Here is a 24,395-nt window from a genome sequence, read left to right as displayed (position 1 = left end):
GGCGGAACACTGATCCGAATCCTGCGGATCTTGAATGGCGTGTCTCAGCTGAAAGAGAACGAACGGGTTCTGCGTGACCTGGGTATGGAAGGCCTGATCAACAAGATGGATCTGGCTGAACTTCAGGAATATGTTGAAAAAGCGATCGTGGAAGGTCAGTTCCAGATGGACAAGTTTAACGAAATTCTCACCTCGCTGGACAGCGCTGAAGGCGTGTACCAGGCAGAGGTAGACGATGCCGATACGCTTGCGATTCTGGACGCCATGAATCGGGCTTGCGAGTATGCTCCTCAGGAAGCAGTTACCGACATCGAAGAAAAAACGGAGACCTTTGATGATGAGGAAGAGCATTCCATCATGTCTCACTGAGAGAATGCTCTCTTTCAAAACGCCACGCTCGCACTCCTGCGGCGTGGCTTTTCTTTCACCTTCTACACACAGAATAATTAAGGACAGGAATTCAGATCATGGCTGTTGATATTAGTCGATTCCAGAGGTCAGTACTCAGCGATGCGATCCAGAAAGCGGAAGCATTACAGGTCCCCCGGTTCCGAAGACCGTAGTAGCTTTAACCATGCTTTGCTTATACTTAGAAAATGCGTATTAGTGGGGGAATTTTCGAACAGATTGATTAAGTATGGTAATGGTTGGCCGAAAATCGATTTTGTCAATGGAGTACAAAATCAAACTTTCCAAGAGTTTATTGTACGGCTGAATAAATTAGCCATAGAAGACACTCTTTTAACTGAGCGATGGAAAACACCTATCGAGTAAATAGTTTCATTTTTCGCACCAGAAAAACAAGTACTCCTGCCAGTAACAAAACATTTAATGCAAGGATAACCCACATCCCATCATCTTCCTCTGTTTCTTTAGAGAGGGAAGAACGAGATACTCTTGAACTACTAAAATTCTTTTTCTTTACGACAAGGTGAGGTGCCACTACCTCCCGGGCCGCTTCACTTTGGAATTCAGCTTGGTCCAACGAGTTGTCTTGATTTCTATCTGCCCTTCGAAACGCATCCTCAATGCGAATGAGCGTGGTCTCATAATGAAGTTTTTGTTTTTCGTTTGCATTCTCAGGAAGCTTAAGATCTTCGAGTATCTCTTCAAATGAAATGAGGCCATTTTGATCGCTGTCTCGCAGTCTAAAAACAATCTCAAGTGGAGCTTTAGCCTGATTTATCCGAAAGGTAAATTCATCCAAACTAAGTTTACCATCTTGATTCACATCAAACCGTTGAAAGTACTCTTGTGCCAAAGCCGCTCCAAATAAGTCTCTATCCCACTGAAACTCTGTAATACTGAGATAGCCATCATTATCTCGATCTGTCCGTAACTCTTGCCAGATAAGTGCTAAATTAGCAAAGGGGGTCTCGCGGTATTCCTGAAGAGAAAGAACAGTATCACCATTCAAATCAAATCCAGGAAACAAGAATTCTGTCACCGGTAGTTGCCAAGAGGGGGTGCCACTTAGAAGCTCTTCACGACTCAAACGACCATCAAAATCCGTGTCAAATGCCAGAAATGATCCCACCGGATCAATCCAGTGCGTCAGATCACTTTTCCATTCGGCCATTGTGAGCGTTCCGTTATCATTCTGGTCCATCTGTTTAAACAATTCAGGGGTTTGCGTGTTATCGCCAAATCCAAACTTAGCTAATTTTGCCTCTTCTAAGTCAATCAGATGATCGCCGTTCTTATCTACATAGTCAAAGAGCATTCCCGATATTATTAAGCCTGATGGTGCCCAGAGCAGTTCTCCCGTTGGGTAACGTAGACCGTAGGCAATTTCAAGAACTTGTTTTGCCTCTGATTGATCAAGAAAGTTATCACCATTTCTGTCCCAGTCTTCCCACTTAGTTAATGCCAATCCAGGAATGGAGCGAGAGAGGTTTGATGAGCTAAACTCTTCCTTGCTTAGTTTGGAATCGCTGTTAATATCCCATTCCTTCCAACTTACTTCTAGGTCTTGCATGTGTTTTGTCACACGGTGCATTATCGGATGATCTAATTTTCTATGATCTCGGGAAAGGATATTGAGATATTCTTCGTAACTCAGAGTTTCATCATCTTGCAGGTTAAACACAGTGAAATCACGTAAAGCTCGTGATTGTTGTTCTTTTGAAACAGTTGCCAGAAATTCATTTTTTGTGAGAAGTTGGTTATGATCTGCATCAAGAAAACGAAACTCATTCAGGAAAATCGGTTGTTTTGGTGCTTGTCGATTGATAAATTCCTGAAGGCTCAATTGCTCATCAATATTATGGTCCCAATGATAAAACTCACGCCTTGCGTGTTTTTGTTGCTCTCCTTCTAACTTTCCAAGATATTCAGCAAGCGTTAGTTGCCGGTTTTGATCGGTATCTTTTTCTTGAACTCATTTATGGAGTACTCGGGAGTCCCCCCCGGTTCCGAAGACCGTAATAGCTTTAACCATGCTTTGCTTATGCTTCGCAAAGGTCGGTTTTTCAAGGCCTTTTACTTCAACCACGCTTTGACAATGCTTTCCTTTTGCTTTGATAATGCGTATTAGTGGGGGGAATTCTCAAGTGGGCCGACTAAAGGTTCGAAGTTCGAAGGCTTCTTCAAAGTTCTGATCAGGCAATCTATGGTATTTAATCAGCTCATCTGAAAGTGGTTTAAAATCTCATGTTTTAGGGTTGAATTTTTGTTTTCTCTCAGCCTTCCAGTGGGGTAAAACGAATGTGTAACCGCTTCCACAATGACCACATACTTACAATACATCCATGAGCAAAATATTCCACCCACTATTGGTATTAATTGCCTCAGCTACCGATAATGAATTGGCGAAATATGTCGAATACCTCAAACATGAGAATGCGATTCTGCGTTCCAGACTGCCGAAGCAAATCCATACAACTTATGAAGAACGCCAAACTCTGTTGAAATATGGAAAGGTTCTTGGTCGAGCCATTGAGGAACTGATTTCAATAGTCAGTCCAGCGACATTTGTCCGGTGGGTTCGGAATGGCAAGAATGGCAGACCCAAGCCTAAAAATTCTAAAGGCGGTAAAAGGAAGCCTCAGGAGATTCGTGAGTTAGTCATCAAAATCGCCATTGAAACTGGTTTCGGTTACACCCGCATTATTGGAGAGCTTCGGAAACTGGGTATCAAAAAAATTAGCCGACAGACTGTACGAAATATCTTGAAGGAAGAGGGGATTGAACCCGGTCCTGACCGAACTTCAGACTCGTGGAACGAATTTCTTAAGAGGCACGGTGAAACTCTCTGGGGTTGTGACTTCTTCTCGGTCAAATCTGTGACGACCAAGGGAGTCCGTGATCTGTATGTGATGGTCTTTCTGTATTTACAAACACGAGAAGCAATTGTCACCGAATCCACCGAACATCCCAACTCAGCCTGGGTTTGTGAACAAACTCAGAAATTCATTGAGCGGAGCAGGGGGCGAGAAACTAAACCAACAATGATCATTCACGACCGGGATGGAAAATACACGAAAGAATTCACTGAGACGTTGCAGCAATCCGGTATCAAGACAAGTCCGCTTCCGATAGCATCTCCGAATCTGAATGGAAGATGTGAGCGATTCATTGAAACGATCAAGTTGGAATGCCTGGAAAAGTTTATCATTTTCGGCAAACAACATCTGGATCATCTGGTTTCCGATTTTACAAAGTACTACAACACGCGACGCTCGCACACAGCACGAGACCATCTCCCACCAATTCGAGAACTTCCAGAAGAAGTAGAGAAATTATCACTGGGTGAAGTCCAAGTAATTTCACACATTGGTGGTTTAGTAAAATCATTTGAGCGGAAAGCGGCTTAAAGTGGTCGGGGGCGAGATTTCAATTGTTCAACCGCACGCTTCGTGGTGCGCCATTAGCTGATATTCTTGTGGCCGCTGACAGTGAACCACAACGTGCGACAGTCTTAGAAGATTGTAATTTAGTGTGCTGTGTTACTAAAACAGCTTTTTGCCTGAATGCTTGATGAATCGAATGGTTCAGAACAAGCATCAAGGCATGATCCTGAAATGACTCTGATGTCAGAGTACTTTTTGAATTGTATATATTGAATCAGTAATTTTAGAGAACTATTGTAAATATTAATGATTTGATCATTATTTTTATAAAAATTTGTATATAGCAAATTTTTGTTTGCATTACTGTTATTAGTATAGTTAGCATGAACATAACGCAAGACATGGTCATTTTTGAGTTGATCAAGCGGCCACAACTCTTTGCGGGCTAATTTCCCCACGTCTTGAATTCAAATTCGGTTCAATTCTTTTGGTTTCCTCTCAGAAAGGACTTGAGATGGACGTGGTCTCTTCTGCATTCGTGCTGCGCACTTTGTATTTACCGACGCGCTTTCTGCAAGCGACATTATGGTTCTCCGTATTTATACGGCAATGTATTGCTCTGCTGCTGAACCTCTTGAAACACACACGTTCCTGCCAACTGTCTCAGTTTATCAGTGACGGCTTTGAGCCTCTGAGATTAATGGTGGTCAGTAGTGTTTTCGAGAACAATTCGCATGTCTGATTACTTTATCAGAGTCATGTAGTGTTCAAGCTGAAGTAATGCTTTTGCCAAAACTCTTGGTTTTATGTTGACCCATTGAAGCCCCTGCATAATCTAGTGAGTCGAACTATGGCAGCGAAAAAAGAACAACAAGGACCACCTCTGGGACGAAGAGTGATCAATTTAGCCAAAGCAGTTACCCGACATGTGAGAGATGGAGGGCAAAAGGTTAGTGATATTACATATCAACGACGTTTAGAAATTTGCCGGTCTTGTGCCTCCTGTGATCTTGGCAGAATGGTCTGCCTCGAAATGAATTGTGGTTGCAAACTGGCTCGCAAAGCCCGCTGGCGATCGGAGGTCTGTCCTCTTAATCGATGGCCAAGTTCTTCTGATGATTGTGTCTCTGGTGGAGAACGTCATGAAGAAACAGAAAACAGCATAGCGATGCATCCACCATAAGTGTATCGAAAATGTTGTACAAAACCGTTGATATCCAAGGTAATGTCTCAGAGTGGTTTTCTCCATATATCTAGCTCAAATAACGACACAAATGGAAAACTGAATATGTTGAATCGACAAGAAAAAATCGCAATTATATTCGATCACATCACCCGTCCTGAAACAACAGGATTGTATTGTTTACGTGCGTTGCAAGAGCTTGCGGATGTGACGCATTTTCACCCAGAGCAATTAGCAAATAGTGATTTTGCCTCATTTGATCTGGTATTACATATTGATGACGGATTGCGTTATCGACTTCCAACCTTCAAGTGTCGTAGTGCTTATTGGGCCATTGATACACACCTAGACTTTGATTGGGCGCTACAACGGTCACAATTGTTTGATTTTGTATTTACGGCTCAGCGGGATGGTGCGGATCAACTGCAACAAGCCGGAATTGAAAATGCGCAGTGGTTACCATTGGCCTGTGATCCTGAAATTCATGGTCGGAAGAAGGTTGCGGCTCAATACGATCTCAGTTTTGTGGGAAATTCTTTTCCAGGAGAGCGTGACAAGTTATTGAAACTTTTGTCAGAAAAATATCCCCATTCTTATTTTGGCCAAGCTGATTACCGCGAGATGTCAACCATTTACTCTGGGGCGAAAATCGTTTTCAATCGCAGTTTGAAGAATGATATCAACATGCGAGTCTTCGAAACGATCGCCAGCGGGGCATTGTTGATTACAAATGATTTGAGCGAGAATGGATTGTCCACGTTATTTCAGAACAAAAAGCATTTGGTTACGTATCGCGATGCAGACGAGTTAATCAAAGTCATTGATCATTATTTGAAGCATGCTGAGGAACGGAAACACATTGCTTCGGCCGGTTACACAGAGGTTCTAGCACATCATACCTATCGAAATCGGATGCAGGAGATTCTCAATACTGTCGAAGGAATGTCTGATAAATCTCCTACTTCAAAGTCGTTGGTCTCTCAGAGAGTTCTCTCTCCGGACTCAGCTGCACGTCCCTTCAAAAGTCGTTCCTATTTTGAATTTTCTCGTCCGGAAGTTCAGGCACTAGTCCCACTTTCTGCAAAACGAATCTTAGATATCGGCTGTGGGACCGGACGGCTGGGTGAAGGATTGAAAGAACGGCAGAAGTGTCATGTAACCGGAATTGAGTTAGATGAGACTGCCGCCAATCAAACCAAAAAACGATTGGACAAGGTCGTCATACAAAACGTTGCAGATGTCGATTTTCATTTTCCAGAGAATCAGTTTGACTGTATTGTTTGCGCGGACATCCTGGAACATCTACGCGAGCCGGGTGACCTACTCAAAAAAATACGAAGTTGGCTGAGCTCAGACGGTTCGCTTGTCATCAGTATTCCTAACGTGAGACACCATAGTGTGATCACATCATTATTAGCAGGTAATTGGACTTACGAATCTGCAGGATTGCTTGATGATGATCATGTCCGATTTTTTACCCGTAGAGAAATGGAAAAACTGCTTTTTCGCACTGGTTTTAATGTAGATCAAATACAGTCTGTTTGCGGTCCTGGGGATGAAGATCGCAAACAGAGTGGGGATGTCAGGCAGCTCAACATTTCAGGTTTACAGGTGACAGCAAAAACTGAGGCAGAGGCAAATGAGTTCTTTACTTACCAGTACCTCTTGCGAGCGGTTCCAGCTAAACGTCGTGAAGACAAACTTACATCGATCATTGTCGTCACTCATAATCAACTTTCTTACACGCACCAGTGTGTTGAGAGTATTCAGTTACGAACTGGTGAACCGTATGAGTTGATTTTTATCGATAACGGGTCGACTGACGGTACACCAGAATATCTGCAAAGCATCGCAGGCGCGACCGTCATTCTCAATGAAGAGAATCGTGGTTTCCCAGCTGCCGTCAACCAGGGAATTGAAGCAGCACAAGGAGACAACGTTCTTTTGCTCAACAATGATACCATTGTTACCACTGGCTGGTTACGTCACATGCTTGATGCGCTGGAAAGTGATAAAACAATTGGTTTAGTTGGTCCCTGTTCCAACAACATTAGCGGACCTCAGCAAGTGCCCGTTGATTACCTGCAACTCAACGAACTGGACGGTTTTGCCTGGGATCGAGGTAATGCATTGTCCGGTTCTGTGACCGATCTTGATCGGCTGGTAGGGTTTTGCATGTTAATCAAGCGTGAGGTGATCGAGCAAATTGGTAGATTCGATGAACAATTTGGCATGGGTAATTTTGAAGATGATGATTTCTGCCGCCGAGCTCAGGCAGTCGGCTTTCGGACGGTAGTGGCAGAAGCCTCTTTTATACATCATTTTGCCAGCGTGACTTTCAAAGCCACTGGAGTCAACTTCAGCAAATTGATGCAAGAAAACCAACAGAAGTATGAAAACAAGTGGGCAACTCAAAATACTACTCCAAATCAAGATCATTGCTCACGGCTTTCACTCTGTATGATCGTGCGAGATAACGAACGAACGATTCATGATGCCCTTAGTAGTATCAAACCGTGGGTTGATGAAATGATTGTGGTCGATACCGGTTCACGGGACCGCACTCCGGAAATCGCAGGAGAGCTTGGTGCCCAGGTATTTCATTTTCCCTGGTGCGATGATTTTTCCGCTGCCAGGAATAAGTCATTGAAACATGCCACCGGTGATTGGCTCTTCTGGATGGATTCCGACGATACCATCAGCGAAGAACAAGGCTGTAAACTGCGGGAACTTATTGATCGTTCGCATCAGGAAAATATTCTTGGTTATGTGATGCAAGTACATTGCCCGACCAATTCTGCAAACGGTCAGCATCAAGACATGACGGTAGTAGACCACATCAAGCTATTTCGCAATCGTCCTGATTTACAGTTTGAGCATCGAATTCATGAACAAATCATTCCTGCAATCCGTAGAGCAAACGGGGATGTTGCTTGGACAGATATTTTTGTTACGCACTCGGGCAGTGATCAAACGGAGCAGGGACAGCAACGCAAGTTGGAACGAGATTTCCGACTACTGCATCTCGATCTCGATGACCGTCCTGATCACCCCTTCGTCTTATTCAATCTTGGTATGACCTATGCCGATGCGAATCAGTACGAAACAGCAATTCGCCATTTGGAGCGTTGTCTGGAAGTTTCTTCACCACAGGAGTCTCATGTCCGGAAAGCATACGCGTTATTGGTCAGTTCCTTACAGCGACTTTCACGTCATTCAGATGGAGAGAAAATCTGTCAGCATGGGCTTGGTTTTTACCCTGACGACCCCGAGTTGCTGTTCCGAAGTGCCATGCTACACCATCATTTCGGTCGCTTGGACGAAGCAGAAACAGCTTATCGGTCAATACTTGACCACAACTCCGACCGCCATTTTTCTAGTACCGATCAAGGCATTTTCGGTTTCAAAACCTATCACAATCTCGCTGTTGTGTTAGCAGATAAAAAGCGTTGGCGGGAAGCTGCCAGTGTTTGGGAACAGATCACTCAAGAAGAACCAAATTTCATTCCCGCCTGGCGCGGATTGGCTGAGATGTACCAGCATCTTAAGGATGAAAAAGGAATGCTGAAATTGATGAATGCACTTAACCAACATCCACAGATTAATCAGGAAGATGTATTGGATGGTCCGTTGTCTGCTGCAACGCACTCAACGGCATGAAACATTTTATCGAATTATCAAAGACTCTAATTCGTTAACAAGAAATACCATACAAATGAGGGAAAGTAATTGATGTCAACTTTGATTTCATCAGCGAATAAAATATCACGTTTTCCCAGTTTTAGTTGTATTCATCGGGGAGATGTGATTGGTACAGCATCGGTACCACAGACTCGCCAAGGCAAACAAGTGCTCCCTGTGTATGAATGCCGTATTCACAAAAAATGTATTGCGAAAGGAAGTTTAAAGAAAAACGGCATCGCGAGTTGTGTCAATTGTAGAGACCGTAATAAGTCTTTAGCCCATTTGGCAAGACTTGAAGCGAACAATGCAGAGCAAACTCGCTATGACCTAGATGTCTTCGTGCCCTACTTTCGAAACCTGCACTTAGTTCCTCAAACAATTGACTCCATTCTCTGGCAAACAAATGTGAAACCCTTCGTTCATTTAGTCAATGACTGCTCACGAGAAGATGATGCGGAACTAAAGCGGCGATATGGTCATCTACTAAATATTCGATGGCATAAAACAAAAAAGAATAGCGGTCCTTATGCGATTGCCAATGGCCTTTTTTATCACATGGTTTCGGACGTTATTGGGATTGTCGATTCTGATGACATTATTCTGCCGACTCATTTTGAGAAAGCACTTTCTGCCTTGAAAGAAAATGAAGCTGATGTTTACGGTTCTTCGATGCAGCAATTTTTAAATCCTCTTGAAAATCATAACACAAGAAATGCAACAATTGTTGAGAGAGTGCCGGTAATTGATTCTGGTGCAAGACCGGATTGTATCCCTTACCCACGGATCATCAATGGAACAATGGTGATCAAAAAGAAAACGTTTCGCGATCTAAATGGTTTTGATGGCAGCATGTTCTGTGGAGCGGATACAGAATTTTCTCAACGGTTGCAGTTCCCGAGTGATTTCAATATCAAACTTCACATTTCGAAAGAGATTACTGCGTTGAGAAGGGTTTGCAGCAATAGTCTGTCCAATAGTGACACACGATTTGGCCTCAAGTCTTTTGAAAGAGATGCCGTTACAAAAGCCAGTGTGAAAAGATACAACCTCTGGAAGTCCCAGAAAAAAATCGATCCGACTGCATTTGGTAATTTACATGCTTGTAAAGATGTGTTTGAACAACTCCCGCCTGTGAGTTTTTTGCGAGAGGGCAGGAAGACGGCTTGTATCGCAACCATACCTCGACGTGTCTACGCACTTGAGGCGACTCTGAACTCGCTCATCGATCAAGTTGATTCGATTAAAATCTATTTAAACAATTTTAAACATATTCCCGATTTTTTGAAGAACGACAAAATTGAATTGATCTTTGGCGACAATCGTCGGAAAGGGTCCACCAAGTTTTTTTGGGCAGACAAAATTACGGGGTATATCTTTACTTGTGACGATGATTTGGTTTATCCCTCTGATTACGTCCAGGTAATGAGTACAGCCATTGACCGTTACAAATGCCTTGTCGGCGCTCATGGCAATATTTTGAAACCAGGCAAGATCACAAACTATTACAAAGATCGCACGGTTCTTGATGCCAGGAAAGCAGTACCCAAAGACACATTCGTCGATATTCTTGGAACAGGCGCGATCGCCTTTCACACGGATGACATCAAAATGTCTATGGATGACATGGACATGCCTGATATGGAAGATATTGCCATTTTCAAGCTGTCTTACAACCATTCCTACACAAAAGTTGTGGTCGCTCATCCTGAGGGCTGGTTTCAATCTTCTACCCATAACAACGATTTGGGTCTTTACGGAGATGCTGTTTTGGATGGCTCAAAAGAAACAGAGGTGATCAACGAACACAAGAATCATCGGTAGTGATGCAAGGGAAAATTCGGCAAAGACAGGGGACGTATTATACACGTTAATTTTTTTGTCTTGATACGAACTCTAAAACAAATGGAATCAGACATTTTTGTTCTACATGGATAGAGGCTCTTTGATGGATAGCATATCAGTCATCATCCCAGCCAGGGGAGGAAGCATGAGGATTCCCGGCAAAAACATGATCGACTGGAGAGGAAAACCTTTAATCCTATGGTCTATTGAGTATGCACAGCAGGAGGGGTTTCAACCGATTGTGATTACTGATTGTAGTGAGATTGCAGCATACTCATGCCAATGCGGTGCTGCTGTTCTCGACGAACCGACTGAGCTTACAGCACCAGAAGTTAAGATTATCAGTGTTGCCCAGTGGGCGGCTGAAAAATTGCAAACCCATTTGATTCTGTTGCAATGCACCTCTCCGATTCGTAGACCAGGCCTGATTAAAGAAGCAGTTGAAAAACTGAAACGCTCTGACAGTGTTTACGCAGGAGCGCGATTGCCATCGGAGTTTATGGTTGACAAAACCGGGAATATTTTCAACAGAGCTATGTCTGTCGATGGGACGCCACCGTTTAGCCAGGAGTTAAAAGACGATCCTCAGTGGTTGTTAACGGGGGCATTATTTGCGATGCGTTACCCTCAGATGATGGATCAATCTGATTGCCTTTTTGGTGATGTGGATGTGTTGGAAGTTGATTGGAAGGATACAGTCGATATTGACTGGCCGGAAGATATCGAAAGACCAAGCGTTGTTGTCGTGGGTAATGCATCAAATCTGAAAGATAGAAAAATTGGTTGGTTAATCGATGATCATGACGTCGTCGTGCGGAGTAACTTTTATCGAACAGAAGGGTTCGAAGAATCGGCGGGGTCGCGCACAACTCATTGGTCGATCGTCTGTGTACGTGGTGCTATCGATATTTTAGATGAATCAGGCCCTAAAGATTGCTCAGCTTACACAGAAGTGTGGCCAAGATATTCTGGTGACGAGTCTCTTTACGAAGAAACTTGCAAACGGCTTCACAATATCAAAAGCACGCAGAAGATTTGTGGTCACTATATTCTAAAAAACTTTGGTCGTTATAACACGGATCGACAACGCGTTGAGTGTCTGACTACCGGTGTGGTCACAATTGCCAATGCCGTTGATCGTTGGGGACCACCGGTTCATGTGGCAGGATTTGGTTCAGCAGATAAATTCGTATCCGGATACTATTACGATAAAGACCAGGTATTTAAAAAATATCATGATTACGAAACTGAGCGGTTGTTGTTGAATGAATGGGAAGCAGAAGGATACATTCGAAGGATTGATCAATGATAGAAATACCGAATTTGGAAATCCACGCAAGCTATGCTTGTAACTTGTCTTGTAAGAGTTGCTCACATTTTAGCGACCAGAGAATCGGTAAGAACGTTCCATTCGAAGAGATCGTTGATCAAATGATGCAGTGGAGCGGGCGTATTCAACCCAAAGTATTTTCAATATTAGGGGGAGAGCCTGCGCTCAATAAGCAATTGGTGCAAATCGTGCGCGAGTGCAGAAAACAGTGGCCGTTTTCTAAACTACGATTGATTTCAAATGGTTTTTTTCTGAAAAATCACCCGGGGCTTCCTCGCGTGTTGCAGCAGACAGGCTGTGAATTAGACATTTCAGTTCATCATGACGGAGCTGAATATACCGAAAAATTGATTCCTGTCAGAAAGCTGCTTGAAGAATGGAAAAAGCAATATAGTTTTAAATTAACATTTCGGCCCTCAGCGGCCAAATGGCGAACGACATTTGAGGGTTTTGGTTCTGAGATGGTGCCGTTCAACGATGGGAATCCGGAAGAAAGCTACAAAATCTGTGTGGCAAAACATTGTCCACAGATTCATGAAGGAAAAATTTGGAAGTGCCCTCAGCTGGCTTATTTAAATTTGATGGACCGCAAGTATCGTCTTCCTGCTGTCTGGGATCAATATTTGGCGTATCGACCTCTGCATCCGGAGTGCTCAGATGAAGAACTGGAAAAATTCTTCAAAACAAGAGTAGAAGCAGCATGTTCGATGTGCCCGGCACACCATCGGTATTTTAAGATTCCTTCGCCGTTGGTAAGAGAGAAAATGGCTCCCGTTGTTGCTGAGCCCAATTCACTTTGATTTAAGAGACAACACGAATTTTAAAGGACTTGGAACATATATGTGAGATTGAAAACCATGTTTTACAAACCGAAACGTTTGCACTGAGGCAGGAGTAATTAGGTGACTCAATTAGAAGGAGCGTTCAGGGGACATTGATGACAAGCGTATCACTGTGGGCAGTCGGGATGACCACCGCACCACGTAAACTTCCAACTTTGGAACAAAGTATTCATAGCCTGGCTGATGCTGGATGGAACGAACCTCGACTTTTTGTAGAACCAGAGACCGAGATTCCGGGGGCAGCTCAGTCTCTACCAATCTCTTTACGCGATGAGACTTTGGGGGCTTTCCCGAATTGGTATCTGGCCCTAACAGAACTGGTGTTACGCCAGCCTTTAGCAGAAGCCTATTTTCTGTGTCAGGACGATGTTTTATTTGCCAGTGGGCTGCGTGGATATCTGGAACAACGCCTTTGGCCTGCCCGAAAAGTCGGTGTCGTTTCGATTTATTGTCCAAGCCATTATGCAAATGAGAAATCGGAAGGGTTTCATCTCGAAAATCATGGGTGGGACAATTGGGGAGCACTCGCGTACATCTTTCCCAACTCTTCTGCCCGTAAATTCCTAAGTGACCTCCTGGTGTTGAATCACCGTGGTTTTGGGCCTGCTGAGGGGATGAGAAATATCGACTCCGTGGTAGGACTGTGGTGTCAGCGTTCCGAGCTGAATTACTTCGTACATACACCCAGCCTCGCACAACATATTGGTGATACATCAACGATTTGGATGCGTGGTTCTAACCGTGGGCGACGGCGTGCTCGCGAATTTTGTGAAAAAATTGATGTTACAGGGGTCGCGCAATACTGACGACCTAAAAAACGAATACATTATTTCAATTTACGATTTTTAATGAAGGATCATAATCATGTCGAATCAACAATGGCATTTACGAGTTTCAGATCAAATCCTCCTTTCCTTGGACCGTGTCACTCCCGCTGGCTGCGACGTAGCGGACGCATTCACGGGTGATTACATACTCGACCTCATTGAACGAAGTCCCAAACAATGTTGTTGGGAGATCAATTTCCCGAAGATGTGTGATTTAAATCGAGTCGACCTCTGGGTCTCACTGCAAAGCAATGGTCGTTTTGCAGCCCAGGTGAAAATGAATGGAGGAATTGATGGTCCTGTGTGGAGTGCGAACAACATTGAAGTATTCAGCGGAGTCCTCAAGCTCAGTATGGATACTAAAAAACAGTCTCAAGTGATTGCCGGTGCGCGTTGGCCGGACAGCATTGATGTTGAACCAATCACTGCCACAGCGTTACAAGAATCATTTTATATTCCTCTCACACCGGAACCAGAAAACAATCCGATGATGATGGGAGTCGGTGGTAGCAGCAGTGGGAGTGGTGGAAACTGTCCGTCCGTCACAGAAGTTGTTGTTGTCGAGAATGCCACTAAGCAAACTGAAACCAAATTTGCGGCAGTCCAGAATAATGAGGGAGTAAAATCAAAGTTGAATGCGGAATTAGGCTCTGGTTCCTGTTCTGAGATGAAGTGGAAGGTCGATTCCGTAGAAAAATCACCTGGCTGTGAAGTCGAAATCGATCTGGATACCCAAAAGGTAATTCCTCTGGAGATTTTGTGTGTGGAGGATGACAGCTCACTCTGGACGGGAACACTTGAAGTAACTGCCAATGTAACTGATTCTTGCCCCCCTGGAGGAACAACGGGCGAGGATGACACAGGCGATGACGATGCATGCGGCCCATGTGGATGTACTTCTTCAGGATGTGGTTGCAATCTCAACGGAGAGCCGCAGATTTCTCCCTATGATAACACGGTTATACAAGCCGGGGATGATTATAGTAATATACCTGCTGGCTCCTGTAATAGTGGTGTTTCTGGCACAGGCCCTAGTTCACCTGCCGCTTCTCCGCTTACTGGCAACTTGTTTGATACCTGGAGAACTCCCAAGTCAGGACCACAGGATGTTCAGCCAACTCTCAGGTATAATTCACTGCGGGCGAGCTACGAGAGTCCGTTTGGGTATGGTGTCGACAATTACCATTCCTCCCGAGTCAGTCCCGCTGGAACTTCGGCTGTGCTTAACAATGGTCTGGGGGGGACTTTTTTCTATACCGACAAAGATGTCAATGGTGATTATCTGGCCCCCAATAATGCTTCCAGTGCACTCCAGGAACTCTCCGGTGGTGGCTGGAAAGAGACTCCCGTCAACGGCTTTGAAAAACATTATAATGCCGATGGTTTGATGGAAAAAATCGTGAGTCCCACGGGAGATATCTGGACTTTCACACATGATGCAAACGATCTGCTCACGACGGCGGTTGCTCCCACTGGCAGAGTAGTGACCTACAGTTATGACAATAATAACAAGATACGAACAATTACCGATCCAGTAAATCGTGTCACAACTTATACAGTTGACCCCAGCGGCAATCTGACGGAAATCATCCGCCCTGACAGCACCAGCGTCGAGATGAATTACGATGCCAACCACCGGCTGACTGCCTATGTCGCGCCGAATGCGGATCGCACGACTTATACTTACGATACTGAAGGACGTGTCACGCACATCGAACGTCCAGCAGGAAACAATACGACACTGACTTATGCATCCGGGGCCAATGTTATTACCGATCCTGATGGTAATAGAACGACACTGATGTTTGACAGTGAAGGGAGACGTACAAAGAGAATCCTTCCTTCCGGCTCTACAACCGAATGGATCTGGGACACCGATGGTCTGGTGGCAATGGTTCACCCCAATGGAGCGCGAAATACGGTCACTTATAGCATGCAATCTAATCGAACCAAGCGAATGGGACAATTTACCGATGCTGGTGGTAACAGTTTTGATTATACTTATAATGCTGCGGGAAAGGTTTCAACTGTCGTTGACCAGGCAGGGCACCGGACAACGCTTACTTATGATGCAAATGGAAATCGAACTCAACTGGCTGATGCACTCGGAAATATTTACACAGCCGTGTATGATTCCTCCGGTCGAATTATTGCGAATGTCAATCCCCTTGGTCAACGAAACACCTATGTCTATGACACACTGGGAAATCTTTCCGCCCGAGTGACTCCCAATGGAAAACGCACAACCTACACCTATGATAGTGCGGGTCGTGTCGAGACAGAAACCTCTCCGGAAAATTTGGTGACGACTTATGTGCGTGATTGCCCTGCCTGCGATGAAGTCACTGCAGAAATAGATCCTGCTGGTAACCGAACCACTTACACTTATGATGACATGGGTCGTCGCACGTCAACCACAGATCCAGCCGGTAATACAACGACCACAATCTATGATACTGCTGGCAACGTCGAAGCAATGGTCGACCCTCTCGGAAATCGCACCACCTACAGCTATGATGGAAATAACAATCAAATCAGCGTCACCAATCCTGCGAATGAAATTAGCACCTCGGTCTATGATTCGGCTAACCGACTGACCGTTGATATTGATCCGGCAGCCCTCCGCACCACTTATGGTTATGATGTCAATGGAAATCAATTCAGCGTCACAGATCCGGCAGGTAACATCACGACCACTGTTTATGATAATCAGAATCGTGCTATTGCCACCATCGATCCATCAGGGAATCGTACGACATTTAGTTACGATTCGGTGGGTAATCAAGTCGCTACCGAGAATCCGCTCGGTGACATTGGCACCACTGTTTATGATGCCGAACGCCGTGTGGTTGCAACCGTTGATCCGCTAGGAAATCGAACGACGACAACGTATGGTGAAGCAGGGAATGTCACATCCAGAATCAACCCCTTAGGCAATATCTCAACCACCATCTACGATACCTTTGGTCGCGAAGAAGCGACCGTTGATCCGGAAGGCAACCGCACAACATTCGTTTATGACGCACAGAGCCAGTTGATTGCCACCATCAATCCTCTCGGAAATCGGACGACGAATATTTACGATGCTAATGGGCAAATCGAAGCTGTTATCAATCCACTGGGGAATCGAACCACAACAGTTTACGATTCCGCAGGGAGGGTGGAGGCAGTGGTGAACTCGTTGGGGAATCGAACCACAACTGTTTATGATTCTGCCGGACGCAATGTCGCCTCCATCGATCCATTGGGCAATCGTACCACATCGGTTTATGACAATTTAGGTCGTGTGGAAGCCACCATTGATCCCCTGGGTAATCGGACCACCACAGTTTTTGATTCGACAGGGCGGACTTCCGCCACGATTGATGCTCTCGGCAATCGCACCACATTTTTGTATGACTCAGCGGGGCGTAACGAATCAACGATTAACGCACTCGGAGATCGGACAACAACCGTGTACGACTCTGCCGGGAGAGAGGAAGCGATCATCAATGCGCTCAATGAAAGAACAACGACGGTTTATGATGCAGCCGGTCGAGTAGCAGCTACGATCAATACGGACGGTAATCGTTTAACAATGGTTTATGACGCGGCAGATCGTATCAAAGCAACCATCAATTATGAAAATCAGCGCACAACCACAGTTTACGATGCCGCCGGTCAGACGATTGCTACCATTGATCATGAAGGTAACCGATTTACAACGACCTTCGATGCTGCTGGTCAACCAGTGACGTCGGTTGATCCACAAAATAACGTGACAACAACAATATACGACGACAATGGTCAACCCACGGTGACCATTGACCCCTTCGGTAACCGTACCACGATTGTTTATGACGCGACCGGACAACCTGAAGTAAACATTGATCCGTTGGGGCACAGAACTACCACCACCTACGATGCTGCCACCCAACCGACGGCAGTGAAAAATGCACTCGGAAATGTAACAACCACAGTGTACGACGCCGTCGGTAACACAAGAGCGTTGGTTGATCCTCAGGGAAATCGCAACACGTTCCTGTATGATGCAGCCAATCGGGAAACCGAGCAGGAAGACCCGCTAAATCGTATCACAACATCCGCTTATGACGCCGCAGGTCGTCAGACATTACGAATTGATCCACGCGGTTTTCGGACGACGTACTCCTATGATGCAAACGACAATCTAACGGGGCGCGCGTATCCGGATAGTTCGCGAGCAACTTTTGTTTTTGACGCGCTCAATCAGATGACTACAGTGGAAGATAGTACGGGGCGTCTTACAACCGTTTATGACGCTATCTCCAGGAGAGTCTCGGTGACCGATCCTGCCAGTAAGACGATTACATATAGTTATGATGCTGAAGGAAATCGTTCGACAATGATCGATCCCGATGAAGGCCGGTTTACTTATACTTATAATCCGGATAATTTATTAATCACTCTGATCAATCCCCAAAACGATCGTACGACTTACTCGTATGACGAACAAAATCGGCAGATTGGAATTCAACGAGCCAATCTGACACGAACATCATTTAGCTATGATGCAAACAGTCAGATTGTCAATCTGGTGCATCGCAAGTCAGACAATTCAGTGATAGACAGTTTTGGTTACACTTATGATGCTGCCGGGAATCGTGTGTCGATCATAGAAGCGGACAATTCTCGCACGACTTATAGCTATGATGCAACGAATCAACTCACCAGCACGCATCGCACGGGAACCACTTCCTACAGTGCGACCTTTACCTACGATGCGTCCGGCAATCGGATCAAACACGAAAAAGATACCGTGTTAACACGCTTTGAATACGATGTGGCGAACCAGTTAACTGTTCAGATCGATGCAGCTGGGAGAACGACTTATACATTTGATGCGGCCGGAAATCAGCAAGTGGTTCTTGAACCAAGCATGAATCGCACTACGACGACTTGGAATTATGAAAATCAGCCTACTGTTTATGAGGCCCCTACCAATGCACTGGTAACAATGACTTACAATCCAGAAAATCGTCGGACTTCCAAAGAAACAGTTAGCTATAAGAATAACTTCATTTGGGATGTCGAAAGCGATAACGTACTGCTGGAAACCGATGATTTTAATGTTACACAAGTCGTTTACACAAATGACCCGTTTGAATTCGGTTATCTGGTTAGTCAACGTCGCAGCAACATCACGAATTGGTATCATTTCGATGCACTGGGTTCCACACGCGATCTGACGAACAGCTCGGAAACGATTACGGACAGTTATCTGTACGACGCCTGGGGCAACCAACTCACAACCACCGGCACTACCACTAACCCGTTCAGATGGACAGGAAACGTCGGCTACTACTACGATACAGAGTTGGAAAGCTACTACATCCGAGCCAGAGTCTACGAACCAACCATCGGAAGATGGCTCAGCACTGATCCGTTAGGGTTTGTTGATGGTTTCGGTTTGTATCTGGCTTACTTTATACCGAACGGTGTGGATCCGAGCGGGATGGTTTGTCAGTGTTGTAAATGGTGTGAAACCATAGAAGGTGATTATGACTGGGACCCTATTGCTAATCCATTCTTCGGAGGGGGAGGAACCATTACCCACTACTTTGTGCGGCCAAAGGGTTGTGGTACGAAAGAAGAATCAGTGCCATTTTCAGATTGTGGAAGGGGAGTAGGACGCTATTCGTGTTGTGACAATCCTGGCTATGCAAATACATTATTAGTGCAGTTGAATGTGTACCGTTGGAATGGTGCAGCTGAAAAAAAACACGCATCTGCTTCTGTAGAAATGGCCAACAAAATCTTTAAAAAATGCTGCATCAAATTTGATTGGTCTGGAACGCTCACGGATACAAAAAAGAATGCTGGTGGCTATAGACGCGAACTGCCACTATCAGCTGTCCTACCCGCCTTTCCCTCGGAGCACGAGATTCTTACGGAATTCAATAGAGACAAACAATTAGATGTACATTTTGTGCCAGGATTTTGGGATTTGTTAAACCGTGGAATCGATCTTCCGCAGGGAGTAGCTTATAAGATTGGCTCTGATCCCGTCGCTATCAAGACCGGTAAACCAGAATTAATGGCACACGAGATAGGTCACGCATTAGGACTATCTCACGAGTACGACGTAAACAATTTGATGCACCCATCGTCCGGGTCGAGCTATTGGTTTTTTCCTTACGAGAACAATTTGACCGCAAAACAGTGTAGTGACGCCCGAAAGATAGCAAAAGGAAAATACCAGGACAAATAATACAAATAAAGACATTCGAAGTCGGACTATTCAAACAAAACCAAAAGCCAAAGTGCCCGCTTGCAACAGAGCATAGTCACTGCGAGCCCATGGTGATCAAATTGGATAAAACGTGTTGCCATTGTAACGGTTCGCTGTCAAGGTATTCGTAATATTCTCATCGGATAGAAAGCGCGGTGCACATATGATTTTGAATCACATCAAAACCAAACGTTTTAGCGTGGTTTGGATATTGTGTTCATTGATCACTTTGTATGCATTGGAAATAAGGCATGTTCTCTTTGGGGATACTCAATTGATGAGCGACTTTGATGATACTCGCCTAAGCCTGTTTTGGCACGTCAGTGCATCGTGTTTATTTGGCCTTGTTCTCGCGCTTGTTACGCTGATGGCAATCGAAACCAAACGTTTTAGCGCGGTTTGGATATTGTGTTCATTGATCACTTTTTGCATTCTGTTGTTTTCATACCAGATTTATGCTTCGTATCCATCGGGCTTTGAAACTGTCGATGGCACATTGGGCCTTATACAAATCAGTTGCACATTGGGTGAATGGTATGAATTGGAAATAAGGCGTGTTCTTTTTGGGGATACTCCAATGCCGATTGCCTCTGATGATACTCGCCTGATCCTGTTTTGGCATGTCAGTGCATCGTGTTTATTTGGCCTTGTTCTCGCACCTGTTACGCTGATGGCAATCAAAACCAAACGTTTTAGCGCGGTTTGGATATTGTGTTCATTGATCACTTTTTGCATTCTGTTGTTTTCATACCAGATTTTTGTTTCGTTTCCAGGGGGCCTTGTAACTATCGCTTGCCCATTGGGTGAATGGTATGAATTGGAAATAAAGCGTGTTCTCTTTGGAGATGCTCCAAAGTTGATCACCTCTGATGATACTCTCCTGATCCTGTTTTGGCATGTCAGTGCATCGTGTTTAATTGGCCTTGTTCTCGCACTTGTTACACTGATGGCAATCAAACCTGCTAACAAAGAAAAAGAGTAACTAAAGAAGGTGTAGATAATATGAGTACCGAAAATTCCACGTACAACGGATGGGGCTTCAGTCCCCAGTGGAGTTTGCGAAAAAATCATGCCCGGCGCGCCGGGCATGATTACTTTAGATTTCTAACATTCCAACTGGCTCAAGGTTGGGGGCAAGGTCAAGAAACCTGAATTGTATATCAAGCTCTGGATTCGGTTAAAGGGGGCATGTCACATCCAAAGTGAGGCACAATCAAAACTGCGAATATTTTAAGAATACCAAGCGTGGTCGAATTTGTGGACCTGATGATGGAAAAGCATGTGGTAATTGTGGGGGTTTATGACTATTGCTTAGAAATAGTATATTGACAAAGCGGTGTTCGAATTCCAGAATTGAGTTTGAGCTTTTTTGTTCGGAGCATCTCATATTTCATCAGAAGGGCATTCTATGAAGAATATTTCCTCAATGAGCAATCATGGTATTTTCAATACTTTCATTTTCCTTCTGTTGTGTAGCGGATGTGGACAGACGGATGAACCTGCTACCGATTCGATCAAGGCACTTGGGGGAATAATTATTAGTGATGACATGGGCAATGTCATACGAGTCGATTTTTCTAGCAGCATGATCTATGACTTTTCTGACAGAACCATCAGTGATGCAGGACTTGTGCATCTTAAAGGGCTGACCAATCTGACCACATTGAACCTTGCAGGCACCAAGATCAGTGACGCAGGACTTGAGCATCTTAAAGAGCTGACCAGACTAACGACATTGGACCTTCGACACACCGACATCAGTGACGCAGGACTTGTGCATCTTGAAAAGCTAACCAATCTGACCACATTAGACCTTGGGTACACCAACATCAGTGATGCAGGACTTGTGCATCTCAAAGGGCTGACCAATCTGACCACATTGGACCTTGCAGGCACCAAAGTCAGTGATGCAGGACTTGTGCATCTTAAAGGGCTGACCAATCTGACCACATTGAACCTTGCAGGCACCAACATCAGTGGCGCAGGACTTGTGCATCTTAAAGAGCTGAGCAATCTGACGACACTGGACCTTTCAAGCACCAACATCACTGACTCAGGACTTGTGCATCTTAAAGGGCTGACCAATCTGACCACATTGGACCTTTACAACACCAAAATCAGTGATGCAGGACTTGTGCATCTTAAAGAACTGACCAATCTCACGATATTGTTCCTTGGGATGACCGACATCAGTGATGCAGGACTTGTGCATCTCAAAGGGCTGACCAATCTGACCAAATTGAACCTTGCAAACACCAAAATCAGTGATGCAGGACTTGTGCATCTTAAAGAGCTGACCAATCTGACCACATTGGACCTTTCAAGCACCAAAGTCAGTGATGCAGGACTTGTGCATCTTAAAGGGCTGACCAGACTAACTCTTTTATGGTTGTTAAAAACTAAAGTCACGGAAGAGGGAGTGATGAAATTGAATGCAGCAATACCCGATTGCTTGATTCATCATTGATTTTAATGCGACACAACTAGTTTATTTCAACGAACCGGTAGAATTCGGCTCGCTCATCTTCGGGCGATCTCATTACTGCTAAGAGATTTTAATACCGGTATCATTTTCTGCATTCACATGTAAATGAAGTCAATAATCTTAAATTTATAGTCTATCGATTAGCCCTAGATAATTTCGCAAAGGATTGAATGATGTCGAGCAATCAATGGCATTTGCAAAGAACTGGTAAAATATTATTAACAGGTGTTTGTTATGTTCATCGGCTTTTGGAAGAGCGTTTTGCAAATCCTGATCGCCGATTCATAAAGGATGTTCATCCAGATTTTGATGCAAGCAAAGTACTGTTTTTCAGCGAAGAGATTGCGCAACGATTTCTATTTACAGATTTTCATGGAAAACTATCTTCCATCAAAACGGAAGCAAATAATTTCCCCGAGTTGCTGGAACTTTATGAAGATCAGTGCGAAGCGATGTATTGTGTTGGCGCAACACAGATTCATAGCCTGGACGTTCCCAATATTCGGCCGGCAGACTTTAGTAAAATCAGCACATTCTGGTATTTTCTCTTCAATGATAATTGGAATCCGGTAACGACACGAAAATGGGAGGAGAAAAGAGATAAAGTTCTGCTTGCCCTCTTGGTAAGATTTCCTAAACTCAAGTTTATTTTTTACCAAGAACGCTGCAAGACATGGTGGAAGAAACACAATCTCCCCAGTGAAAGAATGGTTTATTGGAACATTGATTGGGGGATGTCAATTAGTGATTACGAAGATATTAAGCGCGAACTGGAAAAGAAAGGAATCAGGGGAGGACATCGTTTCCCCACAGAGGATAGCTATAATGATTTATGCGACCTGATTCTCTGCGATTTAGAGAAAAGTAAAGCTGTAAGTCTTGTCTGAATATAGCACCATAAGAACACCTTGCGATAAAACTTCAACAAAAGCGATCATAGATGCTCCCCATTCGGCTCCCTTGTTTCTGAAGATTGGGGCCACATTCAGTTGAGCTAACCCTAGAGCAAAAAAACGACGAACGTCTTGTTATTACGACCGAACACTAAAACCACCGGGCGTGTTGAAAAAGTCGGTTTGATATAATTGGAGCGAGGGGTGATTGATATTGCTCTGTGGAGAGGTTTGGCAGTATGAGCAAGTTCGCTTTGTTGTCCAATCTCCCTGTTTTCGATCATGAAGACGCCGATGCAAGGGATTGCATGTCTTTGAGCCCAGGACTAGGACGGTCATTGATCTGGAGTCGTTCATTCCACAAGATCACTTGCTCCGGCAGATTAATGACATTGTCGAACCGGTATTCATCCGCAAACTGACCACCGCTTGCTATGCAGAGGGACGAGGCCCTTCCCGTTCCGAAGACCGTAGTAGCTTTAACCATGCTTTGCTTATGCTTCACAAAGGCCTGTTTTTCAAGGCCATTTACTTCAACCACGCTTTGACAATGCTTTGCTGTTGCTTTGATAACGTGTATTCGTGGGGGGATAAGTAGGGGGAATTGACGACTGGACTGAAAATGGATCTAGCTTTCGATAGCTTCCATCACGATTGATTCAAGTGCACAATTTATTAAAGAGCCTCATCGCGCGGCTGAATAAATTGACCATATGAATTGACTTTTTTATGACAACCCAACAATTTTCCAGTTCGCTTTTGGTTGAAAATCTGGGCTGGGGGTGAAGACATGAATATTTTCATTGGGATCAATGGCGAACAACATCAAACGGGTTTCTCCTTGTTGCTCAAGATAATCATCGTATGAAAATTCTTCCGTCAATAAAGTTGTTTTGATTTCTGCACCATCGATTAAACGTTTTTCCAGATCTTCGTATGAAATCATATCATCAAATAGAATTCGCCCTCCGTATTTGAAACTCGATTTCTCTTCTGCTTTTCCATTTTGTGGTTGGTGATTGCGAATGCTATAAATAAACTTAGGCCCGAATTCCAATCGAAAGTATTGAGCGGCTAATGCGTTCAATTCAATATGCGACGACATTGCCAAAAGATGCCCTATACCAGTCAAATTCAGATGGCGCTCAGCGTGTTCTGAAACGGGGTTCCCCCAATAGGCATATAAGCCCTTCAACTTTGCTTTCGTGACAGAAGACCAGTCTTGATCTGTCAGTAATGTTCTAAAGCCGTTGTTCATTAATTCCTTA

At 44.4% G+C, this 24,395-nt stretch carries 15 protein-coding genes and 1 pseudogene; 13 read left to right on the top strand and 3 right to left on the bottom strand.

All coding sequences use genetic code 11. From position 1 onward, the window contains the following. The first annotated feature begins 39 nt into the window (after nucleotides 1–39). Nucleotides 40–369, top strand: a complete 330-nt coding sequence (locus V202x_RS15540; RefSeq protein ID WP_145176699.1) for a hypothetical protein — start codon at nucleotides 40–42, stop codon at nucleotides 367–369. A gap of 394 nt (nucleotides 370–763) precedes the next feature. Here the strand turns inward: V202x_RS15540 and V202x_RS15535 are convergent, their stop codons facing one another. Continuing rightward, the gene (locus tag V202x_RS15535) at nucleotides 764–2,251 is read right to left on the bottom strand and encodes an EF-hand domain-containing protein (RefSeq protein WP_145176696.1); all 1,488 of its coding nucleotides are present in this window, start codon (nucleotides 2,249–2,251) and stop codon (nucleotides 764–766) included. Between the two features lie 499 nt (nucleotides 2,252–2,750). Between V202x_RS15535 and V202x_RS15530 the strand changes: the two genes are divergently transcribed. The 12 genes from V202x_RS15530 to V202x_RS15480 all read left to right on the top strand — a co-directional run bounded on the left by V202x_RS15530 (nucleotide 2,751) and on the right by V202x_RS15480 (nucleotide 23,121). Beyond that, nucleotides 2,751–3,815: an integrase core domain-containing protein gene (locus tag V202x_RS15530; protein ID WP_145176693.1), complete on the top strand. Its 1,065-nt coding sequence runs from the start codon at nucleotides 2,751–2,753 to the stop codon at nucleotides 3,813–3,815. A gap of 826 nt (nucleotides 3,816–4,641) precedes the next feature. Then, a complete protein-coding gene (locus V202x_RS15525) occupies nucleotides 4,642–4,974 on the top strand; it encodes a hypothetical protein (RefSeq protein WP_145176690.1) in 333 nt (110 codons plus the stop codon). 105 nt (nucleotides 4,975–5,079) lie between these two features. Then, nucleotides 5,080–8,634: a glycosyltransferase gene (locus tag V202x_RS15520; RefSeq protein ID WP_232098522.1), complete on the top strand. Its 3,555-nt coding sequence runs from the start codon at nucleotides 5,080–5,082 to the stop codon at nucleotides 8,632–8,634. Between the two features lie 72 nt (nucleotides 8,635–8,706). Further along, a complete protein-coding gene (locus V202x_RS15515; protein ID WP_145176687.1) occupies nucleotides 8,707–10,479 on the top strand; it encodes a glycosyltransferase family 2 protein in 1,773 nt (590 codons plus the stop codon). Nucleotides 10,480–10,603: 124 nt separating this feature from the next. Beyond that, entirely contained in the window at nucleotides 10,604–11,809 is a 1,206-nt protein-coding gene (locus V202x_RS15510) for a glycosyltransferase family 29 protein (protein WP_197992904.1), read from the top strand. Next, the gene (locus V202x_RS15505; protein WP_145176682.1) at nucleotides 11,806–12,630 is read left to right on the top strand and encodes a radical SAM protein; all 825 of its coding nucleotides are present in this window, start codon (nucleotides 11,806–11,808) and stop codon (nucleotides 12,628–12,630) included. Before V202x_RS15510 ends, V202x_RS15505 begins: the two co-directional genes overlap by 4 nt. Before the next feature lie 137 nt (nucleotides 12,631–12,767). Further along, complete coding sequence (locus V202x_RS15500) at nucleotides 12,768–13,478, top strand: hypothetical protein (RefSeq protein WP_145176679.1); 711 nt, start codon at nucleotides 12,768–12,770, stop codon at nucleotides 13,476–13,478. Between the two features lie 58 nt (nucleotides 13,479–13,536). Next, nucleotides 13,537–19,728, top strand: coding sequence for an RHS repeat domain-containing protein (locus tag V202x_RS15495; RefSeq protein WP_145176676.1), 6,192 nt, complete (start codon nucleotides 13,537–13,539; stop codon nucleotides 19,726–19,728). A 298-nt stretch (nucleotides 19,729–20,026) separates the two neighbouring features. Beyond that, nucleotides 20,027–20,731: a hypothetical protein gene (locus V202x_RS15490; protein ID WP_145176673.1), complete on the top strand. Its 705-nt coding sequence runs from the start codon at nucleotides 20,027–20,029 to the stop codon at nucleotides 20,729–20,731. Between the two features lie 20 nt (nucleotides 20,732–20,751). Then, nucleotides 20,752–20,901, top strand: coding sequence for a hypothetical protein (locus V202x_RS27560; RefSeq protein ID WP_197992903.1), 150 nt, complete (start codon nucleotides 20,752–20,754; stop codon nucleotides 20,899–20,901). Between the two features lie 256 nt (nucleotides 20,902–21,157). Beyond that, the gene (locus V202x_RS15485; protein ID WP_197992902.1) at nucleotides 21,158–22,216 is read left to right on the top strand and encodes a leucine-rich repeat domain-containing protein; all 1,059 of its coding nucleotides are present in this window, start codon (nucleotides 21,158–21,160) and stop codon (nucleotides 22,214–22,216) included. A gap of 188 nt (nucleotides 22,217–22,404) precedes the next feature. After that, a complete protein-coding gene (locus V202x_RS15480) occupies nucleotides 22,405–23,121 on the top strand; it encodes a hypothetical protein (protein WP_145176670.1) in 717 nt (238 codons plus the stop codon). 286 nt (nucleotides 23,122–23,407) lie between these two features. Here the strand turns inward: V202x_RS15480 and V202x_RS15475 are convergent, their stop codons facing one another. Together V202x_RS15475 and V202x_RS15470 are read right to left on the bottom strand one after the other, a co-directional pair. After that, on the bottom strand, nucleotides 23,408–23,614 hold the full coding sequence (locus V202x_RS15475) for a hypothetical protein (RefSeq protein ID WP_145176667.1): 207 nt from the start codon (nucleotides 23,612–23,614) through the stop codon (nucleotides 23,408–23,410). Between the two features lie 240 nt (nucleotides 23,615–23,854). Further along, nucleotides 23,855–24,395: pseudogene (locus V202x_RS15470) on the bottom strand (sodium:proton antiporter); the annotation flags it as partial.

The sequence above is a fragment of the Gimesia aquarii genome, assembly GCF_007748175.1.
GTDB lineage: Bacteria > Planctomycetota > Planctomycetia > Planctomycetales > Planctomycetaceae > Gimesia > Gimesia aquarii_A.
Note: the sequence above shows the minus strand (reverse complement) of the source record. Positions and strands in the feature narration are given on the sequence as shown.

Coding starts and splice junctions, on each gene's coding strand:
- V202x_RS15530 (WP_145176693.1), top strand. CDS start 2,751: ATGAGCAAAATATTCCACCCACTATTGGTATTAATTGCCTCAGCTACC.
- V202x_RS15525 (WP_145176690.1), top strand. CDS start 4,642: ATGGCAGCGAAAAAAGAACAACAAGGACCACCTCTGGGACGAAGAGTG.
- V202x_RS15520 (WP_232098522.1), top strand. CDS start 5,080: ATGTTGAATCGACAAGAAAAAATCGCAATTATATTCGATCACATCACC.
- V202x_RS15515 (WP_145176687.1), top strand. CDS start 8,707: ATGTCAACTTTGATTTCATCAGCGAATAAAATATCACGTTTTCCCAGT.
- V202x_RS15510 (WP_197992904.1), top strand. CDS start 10,604: ATGGATAGCATATCAGTCATCATCCCAGCCAGGGGAGGAAGCATGAGG.
- V202x_RS15505 (WP_145176682.1), top strand. CDS start 11,806: ATGATAGAAATACCGAATTTGGAAATCCACGCAAGCTATGCTTGTAAC.
- V202x_RS15500 (WP_145176679.1), top strand. CDS start 12,768: ATGACAAGCGTATCACTGTGGGCAGTCGGGATGACCACCGCACCACGT.
- V202x_RS15495 (WP_145176676.1), top strand. CDS start 13,537: ATGTCGAATCAACAATGGCATTTACGAGTTTCAGATCAAATCCTCCTT.
- V202x_RS15490 (WP_145176673.1), top strand. CDS start 20,027: ATGAGCGACTTTGATGATACTCGCCTAAGCCTGTTTTGGCACGTCAGT.
- V202x_RS27560 (WP_197992903.1), top strand. CDS start 20,752: ATGAGTACCGAAAATTCCACGTACAACGGATGGGGCTTCAGTCCCCAG.
- V202x_RS15485 (WP_197992902.1), top strand. CDS start 21,158: ATGAAGAATATTTCCTCAATGAGCAATCATGGTATTTTCAATACTTTC.
- V202x_RS15480 (WP_145176670.1), top strand. CDS start 22,405: ATGATGTCGAGCAATCAATGGCATTTGCAAAGAACTGGTAAAATATTA.
- V202x_RS15475 (WP_145176667.1), bottom strand. CDS start 23,614: ATGGTTAAAGCTACTACGGTCTTCGGAACGGGAAGGGCCTCGTCCCTC.